General features: G+C 61.9%; 16 protein-coding genes and 3 tRNA genes. 4 read left to right on the forward strand and 15 right to left on the reverse strand.

What is annotated here, in order from left to right; translation table 11 throughout:
* Positions 1-37: 37 nt before the first annotated feature.
* The 10 genes from rpoB to ACLI1C_RS11620 form a co-directional block, all read right to left on the reverse strand.
* Positions 38-4180 carry a DNA-directed RNA polymerase subunit beta gene (rpoB, locus tag ACLI1C_RS11575; protein WP_411396995.1) on the reverse strand — a complete coding sequence of 1381 codons (4143 nt, stop codon included), beginning with the start codon at positions 4178-4180 and terminating at the stop codon, positions 38-40.
* A 369-nt stretch (positions 4181-4549) separates the two neighbouring features.
* A complete protein-coding gene (rplL, locus tag ACLI1C_RS11580; RefSeq protein ID WP_332699174.1) occupies positions 4550-4924 on the reverse strand; it encodes a 50S ribosomal protein L7/L12 in 375 nt (124 codons plus the stop codon).
* Positions 4925-4991: 67 nt separating this feature from the next.
* Positions 4992-5513, reverse strand: a complete 522-nt coding sequence (gene rplJ / locus ACLI1C_RS11585) for a 50S ribosomal protein L10 (protein ID WP_411396997.1) — start codon at positions 5511-5513, stop codon at positions 4992-4994.
* A gap of 312 nt (positions 5514-5825) precedes the next feature.
* Positions 5826-6512 carry a 50S ribosomal protein L1 gene (gene rplA / locus ACLI1C_RS11590; RefSeq protein WP_411396999.1) on the reverse strand — a complete coding sequence of 229 codons (687 nt, stop codon included), beginning with the start codon at positions 6510-6512 and terminating at the stop codon, positions 5826-5828.
* A 3-nt stretch (positions 6513-6515) separates the two neighbouring features.
* On the reverse strand, positions 6516-6944 hold the full coding sequence (gene rplK, locus ACLI1C_RS11595) for a 50S ribosomal protein L11 (RefSeq protein ID WP_291361663.1): 429 nt from the start codon (positions 6942-6944) through the stop codon (positions 6516-6518).
* Positions 6945-7126: 182 nt separating this feature from the next.
* Positions 7127-7657: a transcription termination/antitermination protein NusG gene (gene nusG / locus ACLI1C_RS11600; RefSeq protein ID WP_108459080.1), complete on the reverse strand. Its 531-nt coding sequence runs from the start codon at positions 7655-7657 to the stop codon at positions 7127-7129.
* 41 nt (positions 7658-7698) lie between these two features.
* Positions 7699-7893, reverse strand: coding sequence for a preprotein translocase subunit SecE (gene secE / locus ACLI1C_RS11605; protein WP_332699158.1), 195 nt, complete (start codon positions 7891-7893; stop codon positions 7699-7701).
* 125 nt (positions 7894-8018) lie between these two features.
* Positions 8019-8720, reverse strand: a complete 702-nt coding sequence (locus tag ACLI1C_RS11610) for a TIGR02594 family protein (RefSeq protein WP_411397001.1) — start codon at positions 8718-8720, stop codon at positions 8019-8021.
* Positions 8721-8899: 179 nt separating this feature from the next.
* A tRNA-Trp gene (locus tag ACLI1C_RS11615) sits at positions 8900-8975 on the reverse strand.
* 56 nt (positions 8976-9031) lie between these two features.
* Positions 9032-9424, reverse strand: coding sequence for an MAPEG family protein (locus tag ACLI1C_RS11620; protein ID WP_411397002.1), 393 nt, complete (start codon positions 9422-9424; stop codon positions 9032-9034).
* Positions 9425-9610: 186 nt separating this feature from the next.
* Between ACLI1C_RS11620 and ACLI1C_RS11625 the strand changes: the two genes are divergently transcribed.
* Positions 9611-10198: a HupE/UreJ family protein gene (locus tag ACLI1C_RS11625; protein WP_411397003.1), complete on the forward strand. Its 588-nt coding sequence runs from the start codon at positions 9611-9613 to the stop codon at positions 10196-10198.
* Between the two features lie 130 nt (positions 10199-10328).
* Here the strand turns inward: ACLI1C_RS11625 and ACLI1C_RS11630 are convergent.
* A tRNA-Gly gene (locus ACLI1C_RS11630) sits at positions 10329-10402 on the reverse strand.
* Positions 10403-10692: 290 nt separating this feature from the next.
* Between ACLI1C_RS11630 and ACLI1C_RS11635 the strand changes: the two genes are divergently transcribed.
* From ACLI1C_RS11635 to ACLI1C_RS11645, 3 genes are all read left to right on the forward strand, one after another.
* A tRNA-Tyr gene (locus tag ACLI1C_RS11635) sits at positions 10693-10777 on the forward strand.
* 94 nt (positions 10778-10871) lie between these two features.
* Positions 10872-11624, forward strand: coding sequence for a 23S rRNA (guanosine(2251)-2'-O)-methyltransferase RlmB (gene rlmB / locus ACLI1C_RS11640; RefSeq protein WP_411397005.1), 753 nt, complete (start codon positions 10872-10874; stop codon positions 11622-11624).
* The gene (locus ACLI1C_RS11645; RefSeq protein WP_411397006.1) at positions 11624-12061 is read left to right on the forward strand and encodes a hypothetical protein; all 438 of its coding nucleotides are present in this window, start codon (positions 11624-11626) and stop codon (positions 12059-12061) included. The genes rlmB and ACLI1C_RS11645 overlap by 1 nt, the downstream gene beginning before the upstream one ends.
* Positions 12062-12067: 6 nt before the next feature.
* Here ACLI1C_RS11645 and ACLI1C_RS11650 read toward each other — a convergent pair whose 3' ends face one another.
* From ACLI1C_RS11650 to ACLI1C_RS11665, 4 genes are all read right to left on the reverse strand, one after another.
* Positions 12068-13042, reverse strand: a complete 975-nt coding sequence (locus tag ACLI1C_RS11650) for a hypothetical protein (RefSeq protein WP_411397008.1) — start codon at positions 13040-13042, stop codon at positions 12068-12070.
* 108 nt (positions 13043-13150) lie between these two features.
* A complete protein-coding gene (locus ACLI1C_RS11655) occupies positions 13151-13609 on the reverse strand; it encodes a YaiI/YqxD family protein (protein WP_411397010.1) in 459 nt (152 codons plus the stop codon).
* Positions 13602-14153, reverse strand: coding sequence for an AAA family ATPase (locus ACLI1C_RS11660; protein ID WP_411397012.1), 552 nt, complete (start codon positions 14151-14153; stop codon positions 13602-13604). The genes ACLI1C_RS11655 and ACLI1C_RS11660 overlap by 8 nt, the downstream gene beginning before the upstream one ends.
* Positions 14154-14182: 29 nt before the next feature.
* Complete coding sequence (locus tag ACLI1C_RS11665; RefSeq protein WP_411397013.1) at positions 14183-15310, reverse strand: S-(hydroxymethyl)glutathione dehydrogenase/class III alcohol dehydrogenase; 1128 nt, start codon at positions 15308-15310, stop codon at positions 14183-14185.
* Positions 15311-15322: the final 12 nt, after the last annotated feature.

Below are 15322 nucleotides of genomic sequence, written 5' to 3' on the forward strand. Positions count from 1 at the left end.
CCTGAACGGAAAATGAATGGGGGTAGGAAGTGCCGGATTACTCCGCCGCTTCCTGAGGAGGTGCGAGCTCCGCTTCGGCCTGGCTGCCGTCGGATTCGATCTCGCGCATGTCGAGTTCGACATTGAGACCGAGCGAACGGATTTCCTTGACCAGAACGTTGAAGCTCTCGGGGATGCCCGCTTCGAACGTGTCGTCGCCGCGAACGATGGCTTCGTAGACCTTGGTACGACCAGCAACGTCGTCCGACTTGATGGTGAGCATTTCCTGGAGCGTATACGCCGCGCCATAGGCTTCCAGAGCCCACACTTCCATCTCGCCGAAGCGCTGGCCGCCGAACTGGGCCTTGCCGCCCAGCGGCTGCTGGGTAACCAGCGAGTACGGGCCGATCGAACGGGCGTGGATCTTGTTGTCCACCAGGTGGTCGAGCTTGAGCATATAGATATACCCAACCGTCACCTGACGATCGAACTGCTCGCCCGAACGGCCGTCATAGACGGTCGACTGGCCAGAGCCCTTGAGACCCGCGCGTTCCAGCATCTCGACGATGTCGGCTTCCTTGGCGCCGTCGAACACCGGGGTCGCGATCGACACGCCCTTGGAGAGGTGTTCGCCGAGGCGGACCAGGCCGTCATCGTCCAGATCGGTAATCGACTCGTCACCGGCAAACAGCTCGCCCACTTCCTTGCGGAGCGGCTTGAGGTCTCCCTTCTGCTGGTAGATGCGGACCATCTCGTCGATCTTCTTGCCCATGCCGGCACAAGCCCAGCCCAGGTGAGTCTCGAGAATCTGGCCCACATTCATGCGCGAAGGCACGCCGAGCGGGTTGAGCACGATGTCGACCGACGTACCGTCTTCGAGGTACGGCATGTCTTCCACGGGAACGATGCGCGAAACCACGCCCTTGTTGCCGTGACGGCCGGCCATCTTGTCGCCCGGCTGGATCTTGCGCTTGGTGGCGATGAAGACCTTGACCATCTTCATCACGCCCGGCGGAAGTTCGTCACCGCGCTGCAGCTTGTCCACCTTGTCGATGAAGCGCTGCTCGAGCAAACGACGGCTTTCCTCGTACTGGGCGTGCAGGGCTTCCATCTCGGTCATGACCTTGTCGTCATCGACCGCGAACTGCCACCACTTCGACCGCGGCTGGGCCTCGAACATCTGGTCGTTGAGCTTGGTGCCCACGACATAGCCCTTCGGGCCGGCCGTAGCCGACTTGCCGAACAGCATTTCCTTGAGACGCGCATAGACGTTGCGGTCGAGGATCGACTGCTCGTCGTCACGGTCCTTGGCGAGACGCTCGATTTCCTCGCGCTCGATGGCCATGGCGCGCTCGTCCTTGTCGATGCCGTGGCGATTGAACACGCGCACTTCAACAACAGTACCAGCATCGCCCGGCGGCACGCGCAGGGAGGTGTCACGGACGTCAGATGCCTTCTCGCCGAAAATGGCGCGAAGCAGCTTCTCTTCCGGGGTCATCGGCGATTCACCCTTGGGGGTGATCTTGCCGACGAGGATGTCACCAGGGGCAACCTCGGCACCAATGTGCACGATACCGGCTTCGTCGAGGTTCTTCAGCGCTTCTTCCGAAACGTTCGGAATGTCGCGGGTGATTTCCTCAGGACCAAGCTTGGTGTCGCGGGCCATCACTTCATATTCCTCGATATGGATCGAGGTGAAGACGTCCTGCATGGCGATCTTCTCGCTGAGCAGGATGGAGTCTTCGAAGTTGTAGCCATTCCAGGGCATGAACGCGACGAGCACGTTGCGGCCCAGAGCCAGATCGCCCAGCTCGGTCGACGGACCATCGGCAATGATGTCGCCCTGGTTGACGTGATCGCCAACCACAACCAGCGGGCGCTGGTTGATGCAGGTCGACTGGTTCGACCGCTGGAACTTCATCAGGTTGTAGATGTCCACGCCTGAACGCGAGGCATCGGTCTCTTCGGTGGCGCGCACGACGATACGGGTGGCGTCCACCTGATCGACAATGCCCTTGCGCTTGGCCACGATGGCGGCGCCGGAGTCACGGGCCACGACCGCTTCCATGCCGGTGCCCACGAAAGGAGCCTCGGCACGCAGCAGCGGCACAGCCTGACGCTGCATGTTCGACCCCATCAGAGCACGGTTGGCGTCGTCGTTCTCGAGGAACGGGATCAGCGAGGCAGCGACCGAAACCATCTGCTTGGGGGAAACGTCCATAAGGTCGACGTTTTCCTTGGGCGTCAGGCCGTTGTCGCCGGCATGGCGCGCCACGACCAGATCGTCCTGCAGCGTGCCGTCCTTGTTGAACTGCACGTTGGCCTGGGCGACGTAGTGCTTGGCCTCTTCCATGGCGGAGAGATAGACCACGTCCTCGGTCAGCACGCCGTCCACGATCTTGCGGTACGGGGTCTCGATGAAACCGTACTTGTTGACGCGGGCGAAGGTCGACAGCGAGTTGATCAGACCGATATTCGGGCCTTCCGGCGTCTCGATCGGGCAGATACGGCCATAGTGGGTCGGATGCACGTCGCGGACTTCAAAGCCCGCACGCTCGCGGGTGAGACCACCCGGCCCAAGCGCCGACAGGCGACGCTTGTGGGTGATTTCCGAGAGCGGATTGGTCTGATCCATGAACTGCGACAACTGCGAGGAGCCGAAGAATTCACGCACGGCGGCGGCAGCCGGCTTGGCGTTGATCAGGTCCTGCGGCATCACCGTGTCGATTTCGACCGAGCTCATGCGCTCCTTGATGGCGCGTTCCATGCGGAGCAGGCCAAGGCGATAGGAGTTTTCCATGAGTTCGCCGACGGAGCGAACGCGGCGGTTGCCGAGATTGTCGATGTCGTCGATTTCGCCACGGCCATCGCGCAGGTCGACCAGGGTGCGGACGACTTCGACGATGTCTTCCTTGCGCAGCGTGCGCATGGTGTCCGGGGCGTCGAGTTCGAGGCGCATGTTCATCTTGACGCGGCCGACGGCCGACAGGTCATAGCGCTCGCTGTCGAAGAACAGCGACTGGAACATGGCTTCGGCGGTATCGACGGTCGGCGGCTCGCCGGGACGCATGACGCGGTAGATGTCGAACAGCGCGTCTTCACGCGACTCGTTCTTGTCCACGGCCAGCGTGTTGCGGATATAGGCGCCGATGGTGATGTGGTCGATATCGAGGATCGGCAGCTCGTCAAAGCCCAGATCCATCATCTTGGTCAGGGTCTTCTCGTCGAGCTCGTCACCTGCCTCCATGTAGACCTCGCCGGTCTTCATGTTGATCAGGTCCTCGGCGACATACATGCCATAGAGGTCTTCGTTGACCGCGAGCAGGTGCGTCAGGCCGCCTTCGGCAAGCTTCTTGGCCTGGCGGGCCGAGAGCTTCTTGCCGGCTTCATGCACCACGTCGCCCGTCTTGGCGTCGATCAGGTCGTGGGACGGCTTGGCACCCTTCCACTTCTCGGCGTCGTAGGGAACGCGCCAGCCCTTGTCGGTCTTTTCGTACTGCAGGGTATTGTAATAGGTGCGCAGGATCTCTTCGGTATCCATGCCCAGAGCCTTGAGCAGGCTGGTCACCGGGATCTTGCGGCGGCGATCGATACGCGCGAACACCACGTCCTTGGCATCGAATTCGATATCGAGCCAGGAGCCGCGATAGGGAATGATGCGGCCGGCAAACAGCAGCTTGCCCGACGAATGGGTCTTGCCCTTGTCGTGATCGAAGAACACGCCAGGTGAACGGTGCATCTGGCTGACGATAACGCGCTCGGTACCGTTGACGATGAAGGTGCCGTTCGACGTCATGAAGGGCATGTCGCCCATATAGACGTCCTGCTCCTTGATGTCCTTGACCGAACGGGCGCCGGTTTCCTCGTCCACCTCGAACACGATCAGGCGCAGCGTCACCTTGAGCGGGGCAGCGAATGTGATGTCGCGCGCACGGCACTCATCGATGTCGTATTTCGGCTGCTCGAATTCGTACTTCACAAATTCGAGAGATGCAGTGTTCGAAAAGTCGGTGATCGGGAAGACCGAACGAAACACGGACTGAAGCCCCTCATCGGGACGGCCACCTTTGGGCTCGTCAACGAGGAGGAACTGATCATAGGAGGCCTTCTGGACCTCGATCAGGTTTGGCATCTCCGTGACTTCGCGAATGGAACCGAAGGACTTGCGAACCTTGCGGCGGCCGTTGAACGTGGTAGCCATGAAAGCTCCTGTTTCTTTGCGATTTGTCTCGGAGGCAGATATCCAAAGATCCGACTATCAGCCGTCGGGTCTCGGGATATATGCCCGGTAGTCAATTCTTTGCAGGCTCCTGCATGTCTCGCCACTTCCCCAAGCCTGTCGCAGGGAAGCGGATATCGGCAAATGGCAGCAACGCAAAAAGCCCCACGGCGCCCAAAGGGCGCCCGAGGTCAAAGAGGCGTCAGCAAGCCTGAGACATCCAGATCGTCATTATTTCCGCAAATTGGCGCCTGGACCCATCCAATCGGTCCGGCGAATCATCTCGTAGAGACGAAGTAGCGAAATGGCACATAGCGCGCCATTTCGCAAATTTCAAGGCAGGGATCGAAATTACTTGAATTCGACCTTGGCGCCGGCGTCTTCCAGCTTCTTCTTGATGTCTTCGGCTTCAGCCTTGTTGACACCTTCCTTGACGGCCTTGGGGGCAGCCTCAACCAGAGCCTTGGCTTCGCCGAGACCCAGGCCGGTGATGGCGCGGACTTCCTTGATGACGTTGATCTTGTTCTCGCCGAACGAGGCAAGGATCACGTCAAATTCGGTCTTTTCTTCAGCAGCCGGAGCAGCAGCGCCACCGCCAGCAGCGGCAACAGCAACCGGAGCGGCGGCGGAAACGCCCCACTTTTCTTCCAGCATCTTCGACAGTTCGGAAGCTTCCAGAACGGTCAGGGCAGACAGGTCGTCTACAATCTTGGCGAGATCGGCCATTTGATAAATCTCTCTTTTTAGGTGTTCAGTTCAAACCAGAATTGGTCCTGTGAAGGACCGATGGGGGTTACGCTGCTTCGTTGCTCTTTTCCGCATGAGCGGCCAACACACGAGCGATGCCACCTGCCGGCGCCACGATGACCGACGCGATACGCGTAGCGGGCTGCTTGAGCATCCCGGCCAGCGTTGCACGCAGCTCGTTGAGCGAAGGCATGGTCGCCAGCGCCTTGACGTTGTTCGCGTCAAGCGCGGTCTTGCCCATGGCGCCACCAAGAACGACGTATTTCGCGTTCTTTTCAGCAAACTTTGCCGCAATCTTGGGCGCAGTCATGGGGTCGGCCGCATAAGCGATGACGATCGGCCCGGTAAACAGGGCCGACATGTCCGCATTGTCGGTTTCTTTAAGAGCAAGCTTGGCAAGACGGTTCTTCGCGACCTTCACGTGACCACCGGCAGCCTTCACCTCGCGGCGAAGGGCTTCCAGATTGGCCACGGTCAGACCGGCATTTTGCGCGAGGACGATCGATCCAGCGCCCGTAAGGGCTGACTGAAGCGATGCGACAAGCTCACGCTTTTCCGCTCTTTCCACTGCTAGTCTCCACATTGAGCCCGACGAAAGTCAGTCGGGCCATTGCCAATTGCTGCCCTCCGATCTCCAGAAGGAGGAGAGGAGCAACGGTTAAACGCCTGTCAACCGTGCTGCCCGCAAGGGCAACTGGCCTGGTTCGAACCGCTATCACCCTGCCCTTGCGGACAGGAAACTTCGGTCTTCACCCCATCTATGCTGGCATCTTGCGACATTAAGCCAACCCAAATCGGCTGGCACCGGCAGTCTCGGACAGGACTTATGTCCCCCTTGCGAGGAACAAGACCGGGCGACCGAAGCCGCCCGGAATCTGAATTACATCGCCGAAGCGGGCTCGACGTGAACGCCAGGACCCATGGTCGAAGACACGGCAACGCGCTTCACATAGGTGCCCTTGGCGCCGGCAGGCTTGGACTTCTGCACGGCGTCGGTGAACGCCTTGATGTTCTGCAGCAGGGCTTCTTCCGAGAAGGAGACCTTGCCAACACCAGCATGCAGGATACCGGCCTTTTCGACGCGATACTCGACGGCGCCACCCTTGGCAGCCTTGACGGCGCCGGCGACATCGGGAGTAACCGTGCCGACCTTGGGGTTCGGCATCAGGTTGCGCGGGCCCAGGATCTTACCCAGGCGACCGACCAGCGGCATCATGTCCGGGGTGGCAATGCAGCGATCGAAATCGATCTTGCCAGCCTGGATCTGTTCCATCAGGTCTTCGGCACCAACGATGTCTGCACCGGCCTTGCGGGCCTCGTCAGCCTTGGCATCCTTGGCGAACACGGCCACGCGCACGGTCTTGCCGGTGCCGTTGGGCAGGGTCACCACACCACGGACCATCTGGTCGGCGTGGCGCGGATCAACGCCGAGGTTGATCGCGATTTCGATGGTTTCATCGAACTTGGCGGAAGCGCGCGACTTCACCATCTTGATGGCTTCGTCGAGCTTGTAGAGCTTGTTGCGGTCGATGCCCTCGCGGGCCTTGGTGATCTTCTTGCCAGCCATTTATCAGCCCTCGACCTGAATGCCCATGGAACGGGCAGAGCCTGCAATCATCGACACGGCAGCGTCGATATTGTCGGCGTTGAGATCCTTCATCTTCTTGGCGGCGATATCACGGAGCTGAGCCGTGGTGATCGTGCCAGCCGATTCCTTGCCCGGCAGCTTGCTGCCCGACTTCAGGTTGACGGCCTTCTTGATGAAGTAGGTGACCGGCGGCTGCTTCATCTCGAAAGTGAAGCTCTTGTCGGCATAGGCGGTGATCACGACCGGAATGGGCGAACCCTTTTCCAGTTCCTGCGTGGCGGCATTGAACGCCTTGCAGAATTCCATGATGTTCAGGCCGCGCTGACCGAGAGCCGGCCCGATCGGCGGGGACGGCGTCGCGGAGCCCGCGGGCACCTGCAGCTTTACGTAGCCAACGATTTTCTTTGCCATAATCGTCCTTAAGTGAAGTTGGCGTGCTTGCGCAGCGCCACCCTAAATTCGCCCGCTGTCACGCGGACCGTTTGACGCTGTGGTCTGAGGCTTGTCCGGATGCTTGGCAGCAACCGCCCTCTCCCACAGATTTGCTGCCAGCATGCTGGCAGTTTTCCGGCGACTTGCCGGAAGGAGGATGGTCAGACCTTTTCGACCTGACCGTATTCGAGTTCCACCGGAGTGGGGCGACCGAAGATCGACACTTCCACCTTGAGGCGGGCGCGCTCTTCGTCGACTTCTTCCACCACGCCATTGAAGCTGGCGAAGGGGCCATCGGACACGCGCACATTCTCGCCCACTTCGAACGAGACGGACGGCTTGGGATGCTCCACGCCTTCCTGCACCTGCTGCAGGATGGCCATAGCTTCCTTTTCCGAGATCGGCATCGGCTTGTTGTCCGAGCCGAGGAAACCGGTGACCTTGGGCGTGTTCTTGATCAGGTGGAACGCCTCGTCGGTCATGTCCATCTTGACCAGGACATAGCCCGGGAAAAACTTGCGCTCGGCATCCACCTTGCGGCCGCGACGGATCTCGACGACCTTTTCGGTCGGAACGATCACGTCCTCAAACAGATGCTCGAGCTTTTTCTGCGCAACCTTCTGGCGGATATCCTCCGCCACCTTGCGCTCGAAATTGCTGTAAGCCTGAACGATGTACCAGCGCTTGGCCATTAAGCGTCGCCGCTCCTAGTATAATAGTGTTCGGGACCCGCTCAGCGGATCGAAAGCATCAGTCCGACCAGAAACGAAATGACCTGGTCGGCCAAAAGGAAGAACAGGCTCGCCAGCGCGACCAGCACGAGGACCATGATCGTGGAGATCAGGATCTCGTTGCGGCCCGGCCAGGTGACCTTGGCGGTTTCCTGCCGGACTTGCTGCAGGAACTGGATCGGGTTCGTACGGGCCATCAGCGAATCTACTCTTTGGTGTTTTGGTGCAAAACCAAAGGCCGCGCAGGAGTCCCGCACGGCTGGAATGCGCTATCTAGAGAAAGTCCCGCACAAATGCAACAGCGCGCAGCAAGAATGCCGCTTCAGGCCTCGTTGTGAGATAGCGCACCCTGCGCGTCAAGCCAGCGGGGACCAGCCTTGGGGTCGGCCACCTGCGACGGCCAGCGGGCGCCCAGAAACCGCCCCTTGGGCATGCGGGCCACGCTGACGCGGTTGCTCTGGTTGCCGCCCAGGACGTGATAGGCCTTGTCATCCTCGCCCACATAGAAGCCGACATGGCCCTGCCAGCCGCCGGGCGAGCCGCGCCAGAAGACGATAACTGCCCCGAACTGGGCGGAAGTCGCCTTGCCGAACTTCAGCCAGGCCCGGGCGCTCAGCGGACTGTTTGGGCGCGGTTCATTGGGCAGGTTGGTGCCGATGCAATGCGCGACGAACAGGCCGCACCACGCCGTCTCGTCATTGGCATAGCTGATCTTGAGCGTCTTGGCCCAGCCCATGATCAGCGGATTGTCGGCGTCGGACGTGTCCTCCTTGACCCCCAGCAGGTCCTCGGCCCCGATCATCCAGGGAAGGGCCTGCCCCGGCAGGGACGACACGTCCGCCGGCGGCTTGCTGTCAAACAGCCTGGCGGCTGTCGCCGGCCCCACCACGCCATCGACCACCAATCCGTTGGCGCGCTGATAGGCCATGATGGCGGCCACAGTGGACGCACCCCGCACGCCATCAAGCGGACCGGGATCGAACCCATTCTGCTTCAGGGCTTTCTGGATCTGCAGCGTCTGCATTGGGCCATTCCCCCATCGATGGCATCGCGATGGGAAATTTATGCAGCCGGCTGCTTTGGCCGGTAAGGCGGGTGAATACGGATGGGAAAAGGGGCGATGCCCACGGACGCGTGGCCACTGGCGTCACGCCACCGGCCGCGATCACGGCCGGGTAAACATCGCGATGTCTGGAAAATGCCTGGCAGGGGCTGGGGGACTCGAACCCACGACCCTCGGTTTTGGAGACCGATGCTCTACCAACTGAGCTAAACCCCTTCAGGCGAGGGTGTGTTTAGTGGCAAAGACCGCGTTTCGCAAGACCCCTTTGCAGCCTAGCGCCAGATATGCGGCACCAGGGGAATCACCATCAGCAGCATCCCCACAAGGGCGGCCAGGAAGCTGATCGACCGCCAGGGCGACAGACCCCTCATATAGCAATAGGCATGCGCCACCCGCGCCACCAGAAACAGCCCTGCCCCGGCCAGCGACAGCCAGCCCTGCTCATCAAGCACGATCGAGAGGATCGCCAGCGTCAGAAAGACTGGCAGCGTTTCCTGCAGATTGCCCAGGGCCCGGCGGGAGCGCGCCAGATCCCGGCTGGGCTCGGGCAGATCGTCCCGCGGGCCGACCTGAGCATCGACACCGACCTGCTCAGTCAACAGACGCCCCGGCAGCGAAACCTGCACCAGCAGCAGCAACAGCACGAGAAAAATCAAAACAAGCACGACAAACCTCTGCAACTCCCTCGTCGAAATGAACGAGGGCTTCTCTCCCTAACGCATGGGAGCTGCGGAACGATCACCATTTACAACGGCAGTCTCCGTGGCCAATAAATGGAGCGCGAGTTTGTGGAAGCTTCGGCGGGTGCCGACAATGATCACTCAGGGACGACTGGTCCCGGAAGGATGACGATGCGTTTTATGCTCGCACTGGCCGTTCTGGCCCTCACGCCCACCCTGGCCATGGCCCATACCGGCGCCGGCCATGCCGTCGGCTTCATGCATGGCTTCGAGCATCCCATCGGCGGGCTCGACCATGTGCTGGCCATGATCGCGGTCGGCGTCTTTGCCTATGTGCTGGGCGGGCGGGCGCTATGGCTGGTGCCGCTGAGCTTTGTCGGCATGATGCTGGCCGGCTTCGGCCTCGGCCTTCTGCAGGTCGACCTGCCCTTCGTCGAGCTGGGCATTGCGCTCTCCAGCATCGTCATCGGCGCCGTGGCGGCCATGGGCCGGCCCATGCCGGTTGCCCTGGCCATGGGCCTGGTCGGCGCCTTCGCCGTCTTCCACGGTCACGCGCATGGCGCCGAAATGCCGGCCGACAATAGCGGCCTCACCTATGCCGCCGGCTTCCTTGCCGCGACCGCCCTGCTCCACCTCTCCGGCCTCGCAGCGACCGCGGGCATCGCCAGAATCATCGGCCGCCACGGCAAGCTCGTGGCCCAGCTCGCCGGCGGCCTTTTTGCCCTGGGCGGTGCCGGCGTGCTGTCCGGCTGGCTGTAGAATCGAAGTTCCGCGGGAGTGGTGGGCTCCCACCCTCTCAGCGATGCAGAATCCGCATGAGCATGCCGACCGGCTCCGGTCGCATTTGCGGTACCGGGCCCGGTCATTCGATGCTGAACTTGTGGGATTTTGGAGCGGGTAGCGGGAATCGAACCCGCATATTCAGCTTGGAAGGCTGCTGCTCTACCACTGAGCTATACCCGCCCGGTCGGTGACCGACGAACTAGGCAATAGCCCGTCACGCCGCCGGCTGGCAACCCCTTGCAGCGCCTCTGCCATATCCCTTTTCGCAACTATTCGGCCCCTGCCCGACAAGCCCGGGCGGCAAAACCGGGTGGGGGTGTCTCCAGCCGCATTGGCGCGGGACATGCCGCGCCGCAGGCTTTTTTGGGAGCCATTGTGGAAGGGGTGTTGACACTCTGTCATGAGACCACCATAAACCGCCCGGACGAAACGCCCCGGCGCTTCGTTTCCTACCCAAGCGACGTTGTAGTGGAGGGGTGGGAGAGTGGTTAAATCCATCAGACTGTAAATCTGACCGCTTAGCGTACACTGGTTCGAATCCAGTCCCCTCCACCATCGCCCTTCCCCATGATGCAAAACTGCTGGCACCGGCGCGACAGCGCAGGCGAGCCGCTTGCTGCCCCGCCACAAAGGCGCTACGGCTGGCGCCATGAGCTTCAATAAATTTCCGCCCAAGCCGCGCTACAATCCCGATGACGGTCCGGTCTATCTTTATGGCCTGCACACTGTGCGCGCCGCGCTGGACAACAAGAACCGCATCAAGAAGGTGCTGCTGGCCACGCCCAATGCGCTGATGCGTCTCAAGGAGACCGGCGAGATCGGCAAGGTGCCGGTCAAGGAGACCACGCCCAAGGAGCTCGACAAGCTGTTGGGCGACGACGCCGTGCACCAGGGCGCCGCGCTCGAGGTCGATCCGGTGAGCCGCTTCGGGCTGGACGATATCCACCCGCTCAAATTGGTAGTTGTCCTCGACCAGATCACCGATCCGCACAATGTCGGCGCCATCCTGCGCACGGCCTGCGCCTTTGGCGCCGATGCCGTCATCACCACGGCGCGCCATTCGCCGCGTGAGACCGGCGTCATGGCCAAATCGGCCTCGGGCGCACTCGACCTCGTGCCGATGATCGAGGTCCGCAACCTGGGCGACGCACTGGAAAAGCTCAAGGCCCGAGGCATGTTGGTGCTGGGCTTTGATTCTGAATCAGAACATCAGCTCAAGCCGCGCACCGGTGATCAGCCCATGGCCATCGTCATGGGTGCCGAGGGCAAGGGCCTGCGCCAGCGCACCCGCGAGCTCTGCGACGAGATGGTCAAGCTGGACATGCCCGGCCCGATCAAGTCGCTCAACGTTTCCAACGCCGCCGCCATCGCGCTCTTTGCGGCCACTGCCGGACGGGTCTGATGAGCCAGTTTTCGCCCTTCGCCATAGCCCTGCGACTATCCGGCGTGACGCTGGCGCAGCTTGATGCTGACGCCACCGGCCGCCTGTCCGGCGCCGCCCAGCAACAGCTGGCGCTCGATAGCGCGCTCAAGCAGTTGACCAGCCGCTTCGAGCCGGAAGACGCGCAGGACAGCTTCTACGCCCAGGTCGATATTCCCGTTGCCAATCCGGTACGCGCCCTGCTGGAACTGGCCGAGCGCTCCGGCCCGGCCATCGCCGCCATGCTCGATGACCGCCGCATCGGCAAGGCGGTGCTGGACATCGCCTTCGACTATCCCGAACAGGGCGAAGCCATGTCCGCCCGCCTCCCCGCCCATGTCGCCGCAGCCATTGGCGGCTACGGCATCGACATCGAGATCTCGGTCTATCTGACCGATGTCGAGGACGACGAAGAATAGGCTGCGTCAGCTCCGGGGTATGGCCGGCTGATCCAGACATGACAGCAAGCGATCTTGCCCGCCCCATGCTGAATAGGCTCGCTGAGTGGTCGCAGCAACTGTGCTCATGTCATAGGGCGGAGAGAGTTTCCGCCCCCCAAAGAACACATAGAGCACGTCGGACTCACCAACTATGCCGGCATAGCGCTGCTCATATGTAATCCTAGTATCGATGGGCAAGCCAGCAAGCTGACGGGCCAAGGCAGGCGTTCCTTCACCGATCCGTGGACCAATGTCTCCCACGATGAAGGGGACCGCAATCTTCTTGTCCGCTCGGATCGCCACGCCAGCAGAACCCTGCACCACCCCCTGTCGCGCCAAGTCCCGTGAGACAACCGAAGCGGGCACCGTCAGAGGCTCCACGTATCGTCGCTGGTCGGCCTCGGGGTAGCTGGCATCGTAAAGCGCGGTAGCAGAAACGTAGAACCCTGAGCCGTCCGGCTGTTCCACAGGGACCACATTGTCGACCGTGCGCCCACCGATCCTCACCGATCCCGTGGCATAGACGCCGAACCAATCGATCACGCCAACACTGGTATCAGTCCAACCCGCCGCCCGAATTCTCTCATAGTCGTCCATGAAACGACCGGTGCACACTGTGTTGCTCGCAGACGCATTATAGGTCGATCCGTCCGGGAGATAGACCCGCCCGCCGACGCACAAATGAAGGAGCGCTCCACCCGATCGGTTGAGCGGATGATAGGCTCTCGCCGAACCATCAATATTGATGTTGAGGTTGCTCCAGACTGCGAAACTCCCATCGGCAAGGCGGAGACCCGATTGCTCCCCCGCCGATGTGACTTGGCCGTTGCAGCTGCTTGGCGAGCCAGCTTGTGCCACCTGCACAGCATCCTCCCTCGAAGGCACAGCAGCCTGCTCGTGCACCGGCGGCTTGACGCAGGCCGACAGCGACAGCATCAACAAGAATGCAAGTTTCCTCATGCAAGCCTCCCCACTGAACACAAGCATTACTTGCTCAGATTCAGAGAGGAGTCCAATTTTATTTGATTGCATCAGTTGGCGACAGAGGAATACTGGCCAACGCGACCGTCAGGCGCCCCGCTTCGCCTTCCGCCCCAGCGTATCGAGTGCGCTGAGGAAGGCCGAGCAATCGGCCGGGCGGAAGCTGGCATTGTAGCCCTTGCTTTCGCCGGTTTCGCGCAGGTGCTGGTTGAGGTCGCGCATGGCCAGGGCCATGCCGATGGAAGCGGGCGTAAAGGGCTTGCCGGTAAAGCCCAGCACATGGCAGCCCTTGTCGATGGCCCGGCTGGCCAGCGGAATGTCAGCCGTGAGCACGATGTCATTGGCCGCGGCATGCTCGACGATCCAGTCGTCCGCCGCATCGGCCCCGGCCGGCACCACGACGACCTGCACCATCGGATCGCGCGACGGGCGAATGCCGCCATTGCTGACAAAGGTGACGACCAGTCCTAGCCGCTCGGCCACGCGCATGGCTTCGTCATTGACCGGGCAGGCATCGGCATCGACGAAAATGGTCGGCTCAGGCATGGGCGATGGTTTCCAGCACGAAGGCAAGCCGCTCGGCGACGGGCGCCTTGGGCAGTTCCACGATGCGATAGCCCATCTCGACATAGGCGTCACGCATCGGTTCGTATATGCGCTGGGCATGCTCCCAGCCCTCGATCCGCTCGGCATCGGTGACAAAAATCTCGCGCCAGGGCGGCGCGAAGAACACGATCCTGTTGTAGCGATAGAGCCTAGCCGCGCGCTCGAAATGACCAGTTTCGGCCAACCCCATGATGCGGCCATAGGCGATAAGGTCCGGGATGCCCCGATCGCACAGGGCGGGCCGGGCGCCGGACAGCAGCGCCGCATGGCTCTGGATATCCCGGTCCAGCATCAGGTCGGCAAAGCGGGCACTGTCGCGCCATTGCAGGGCCGGCCCGTCGATGGCGCTCTGCGCCTGGATGACACCCCGCGCCGCCTCCCGGCCCACGGGCACACCCTGGGCCGCGGCGGCCTCCAGCAAGGTCGTCTTGCCGGCGCCTGGAGCGCCGGTGACGACAAAGAGATGGTCGGAAGGTAGGACCATTGCTGCGTCCGGCTGGGTTGCGGTGGCCTCTAGTAGACGACCACGCTGCGGATGCTTTCACCGGAATGCATCATCTCGAACCCCTTGTTGATGTCTTCCAGCCGCAGCGTATGGGTGATCATCGGATCGATCTCGATCTTGCCGTCGAGATACCAGTCGACGATTTTCGGCACATCGGTGCGGCCCTTGGCGCCGCCAAAGGCGGTGCCCATCCAGGTGCGGCCGGTGACCAGCTGGAATGGGCGGGTAGAGATTTCCTGGCCCGCTCCGGCCACCCCGATCACCACCGACTTGCCCCAGCCGCGATGGCTGCATTCGAGCGCTTGACGCATAACCGTGGTGTTACCGGTGCAGTCGAATGTGTAGTCGGCCCCGCCGATGAGGTCGCCCCGGCGCTTGGTGAGGTTGACCAGATAGGGGACGATATCGCCCTCGATTTCCTTGGGATTGACGAAGTGGGTCATGCCGAAGCGCTCGCCCCACGCCTTCTTGTCATTGTTGAGATCGACGCCGATGATCATGTCGGCGCCGGCCAGGCGCAGGCCCTGGATCACGTTGAGGCCGATGCCGCCGAGGCCGAAGACCACGGCGGTAGCGCCGATTTCGACCTTGGCGGTGTTGATGACGGCGCCAATGCCGGTGGTGACGCCGCAGCCGACATAGCAGACCTTGTCGAAGGCCGCCGAGGCGTCGATTTTCGCCACGGCGATCTCGGGCAGCACGGTGAAGTTCGAGAAGGTGGAGCAGCCCATATAGTGGTGGATCGGCTTGCCCTCGAAGGAGAAGCGCGAGGTGCCGTCGGGCATCAGCCCCTGCCCCTGCGTGCCGCGGATGGCGGTGCAGAGATTGGTCTTGCCCGAGCGGCACGAATAGCATTCGCGGCACTCGGGCGTGTAGAGCGGGATGACGTGGTCACCCTTTTTGAGGCTGGTGACGCCCGGCCCGACATCGACCACGACGCCGGCGCCCTCATGGCCCAGAATAGCCGGGAACAGCCCTTCCGGATCGGCGCCCGACAGGGTGAAGTCATCGGTATGGCAGATGCCGGTGGCCTTGATCTCGATCATCACCTCGCCGGCCTTGGGGCCGTCGAGATCGACCTCGACGATTTCAAGCGGCTTGCCAGCCTGGAAGGCAACGGCGGCGCGGGTCTTCATGACGGGATTCTC

Origin of the sequence: Devosia sp. XGJD_8, assembly GCF_046614475.1 — a bacterium.
In the GTDB taxonomy this organism is placed as follows: domain Bacteria; phylum Pseudomonadota; class Alphaproteobacteria; order Rhizobiales; family Devosiaceae; genus Devosia.

Bases quoted from the DNA above. Each gene is read 5' to 3' on its own strand.
- rpoB (WP_411396995.1), bottom strand. From the start codon at position 4,180: ATGGCTACCACGTTCAACGGCCGCCGCAAGGTTCGCAAGTCCTTCGGT.
- rplL (WP_332699174.1), bottom strand. From the start codon at position 4,924: ATGGCCGATCTCGCCAAGATTGTAGACGACCTGTCTGCCCTGACCGTT.
- rplA (WP_411396999.1), bottom strand. From the start codon at position 6,512: ATGGCTGGCAAGAAGATCACCAAGGCCCGCGAGGGCATCGACCGCAAC.
- rplK (WP_291361663.1), bottom strand. From the start codon at position 6,944: ATGGCAAAGAAAATCGTTGGCTACGTAAAGCTGCAGGTGCCCGCGGGC.
- nusG (WP_108459080.1), bottom strand. From the start codon at position 7,657: ATGGCCAAGCGCTGGTACATCGTTCAGGCTTACAGCAATTTCGAGCGC.
- secE (WP_332699158.1), bottom strand. From the start codon at position 7,893: ATGGCCCGTACGAACCCGATCCAGTTCCTGCAGCAAGTCCGGCAGGAA.
- ACLI1C_RS11610 (WP_411397001.1), bottom strand. From the start codon at position 8,720: ATGCAGACGCTGCAGATCCAGAAAGCCCTGAAGCAGAATGGGTTCGAT.
- ACLI1C_RS11625 (WP_411397003.1), top strand. From the start codon at position 9,611: ATGCGTTTTATGCTCGCACTGGCCGTTCTGGCCCTCACGCCCACCCTG.
- rlmB (WP_411397005.1), top strand. From the start codon at position 10,872: ATGAGCTTCAATAAATTTCCGCCCAAGCCGCGCTACAATCCCGATGAC.
- ACLI1C_RS11645 (WP_411397006.1), top strand. From the start codon at position 11,624: ATGAGCCAGTTTTCGCCCTTCGCCATAGCCCTGCGACTATCCGGCGTG.
- ACLI1C_RS11650 (WP_411397008.1), bottom strand. From the start codon at position 13,042: ATGAGGAAACTTGCATTCTTGTTGATGCTGTCGCTGTCGGCCTGCGTC.
- ACLI1C_RS11655 (WP_411397010.1), bottom strand. From the start codon at position 13,609: ATGCCTGAGCCGACCATTTTCGTCGATGCCGATGCCTGCCCGGTCAAT.
- ACLI1C_RS11660 (WP_411397012.1), bottom strand. From the start codon at position 14,153: ATGGTCCTACCTTCCGACCATCTCTTTGTCGTCACCGGCGCTCCAGGC.
- ACLI1C_RS11665 (WP_411397013.1), bottom strand. From the start codon at position 15,310: ATGAAGACCCGCGCCGCCGTTGCCTTCCAGGCTGGCAAGCCGCTTGAA.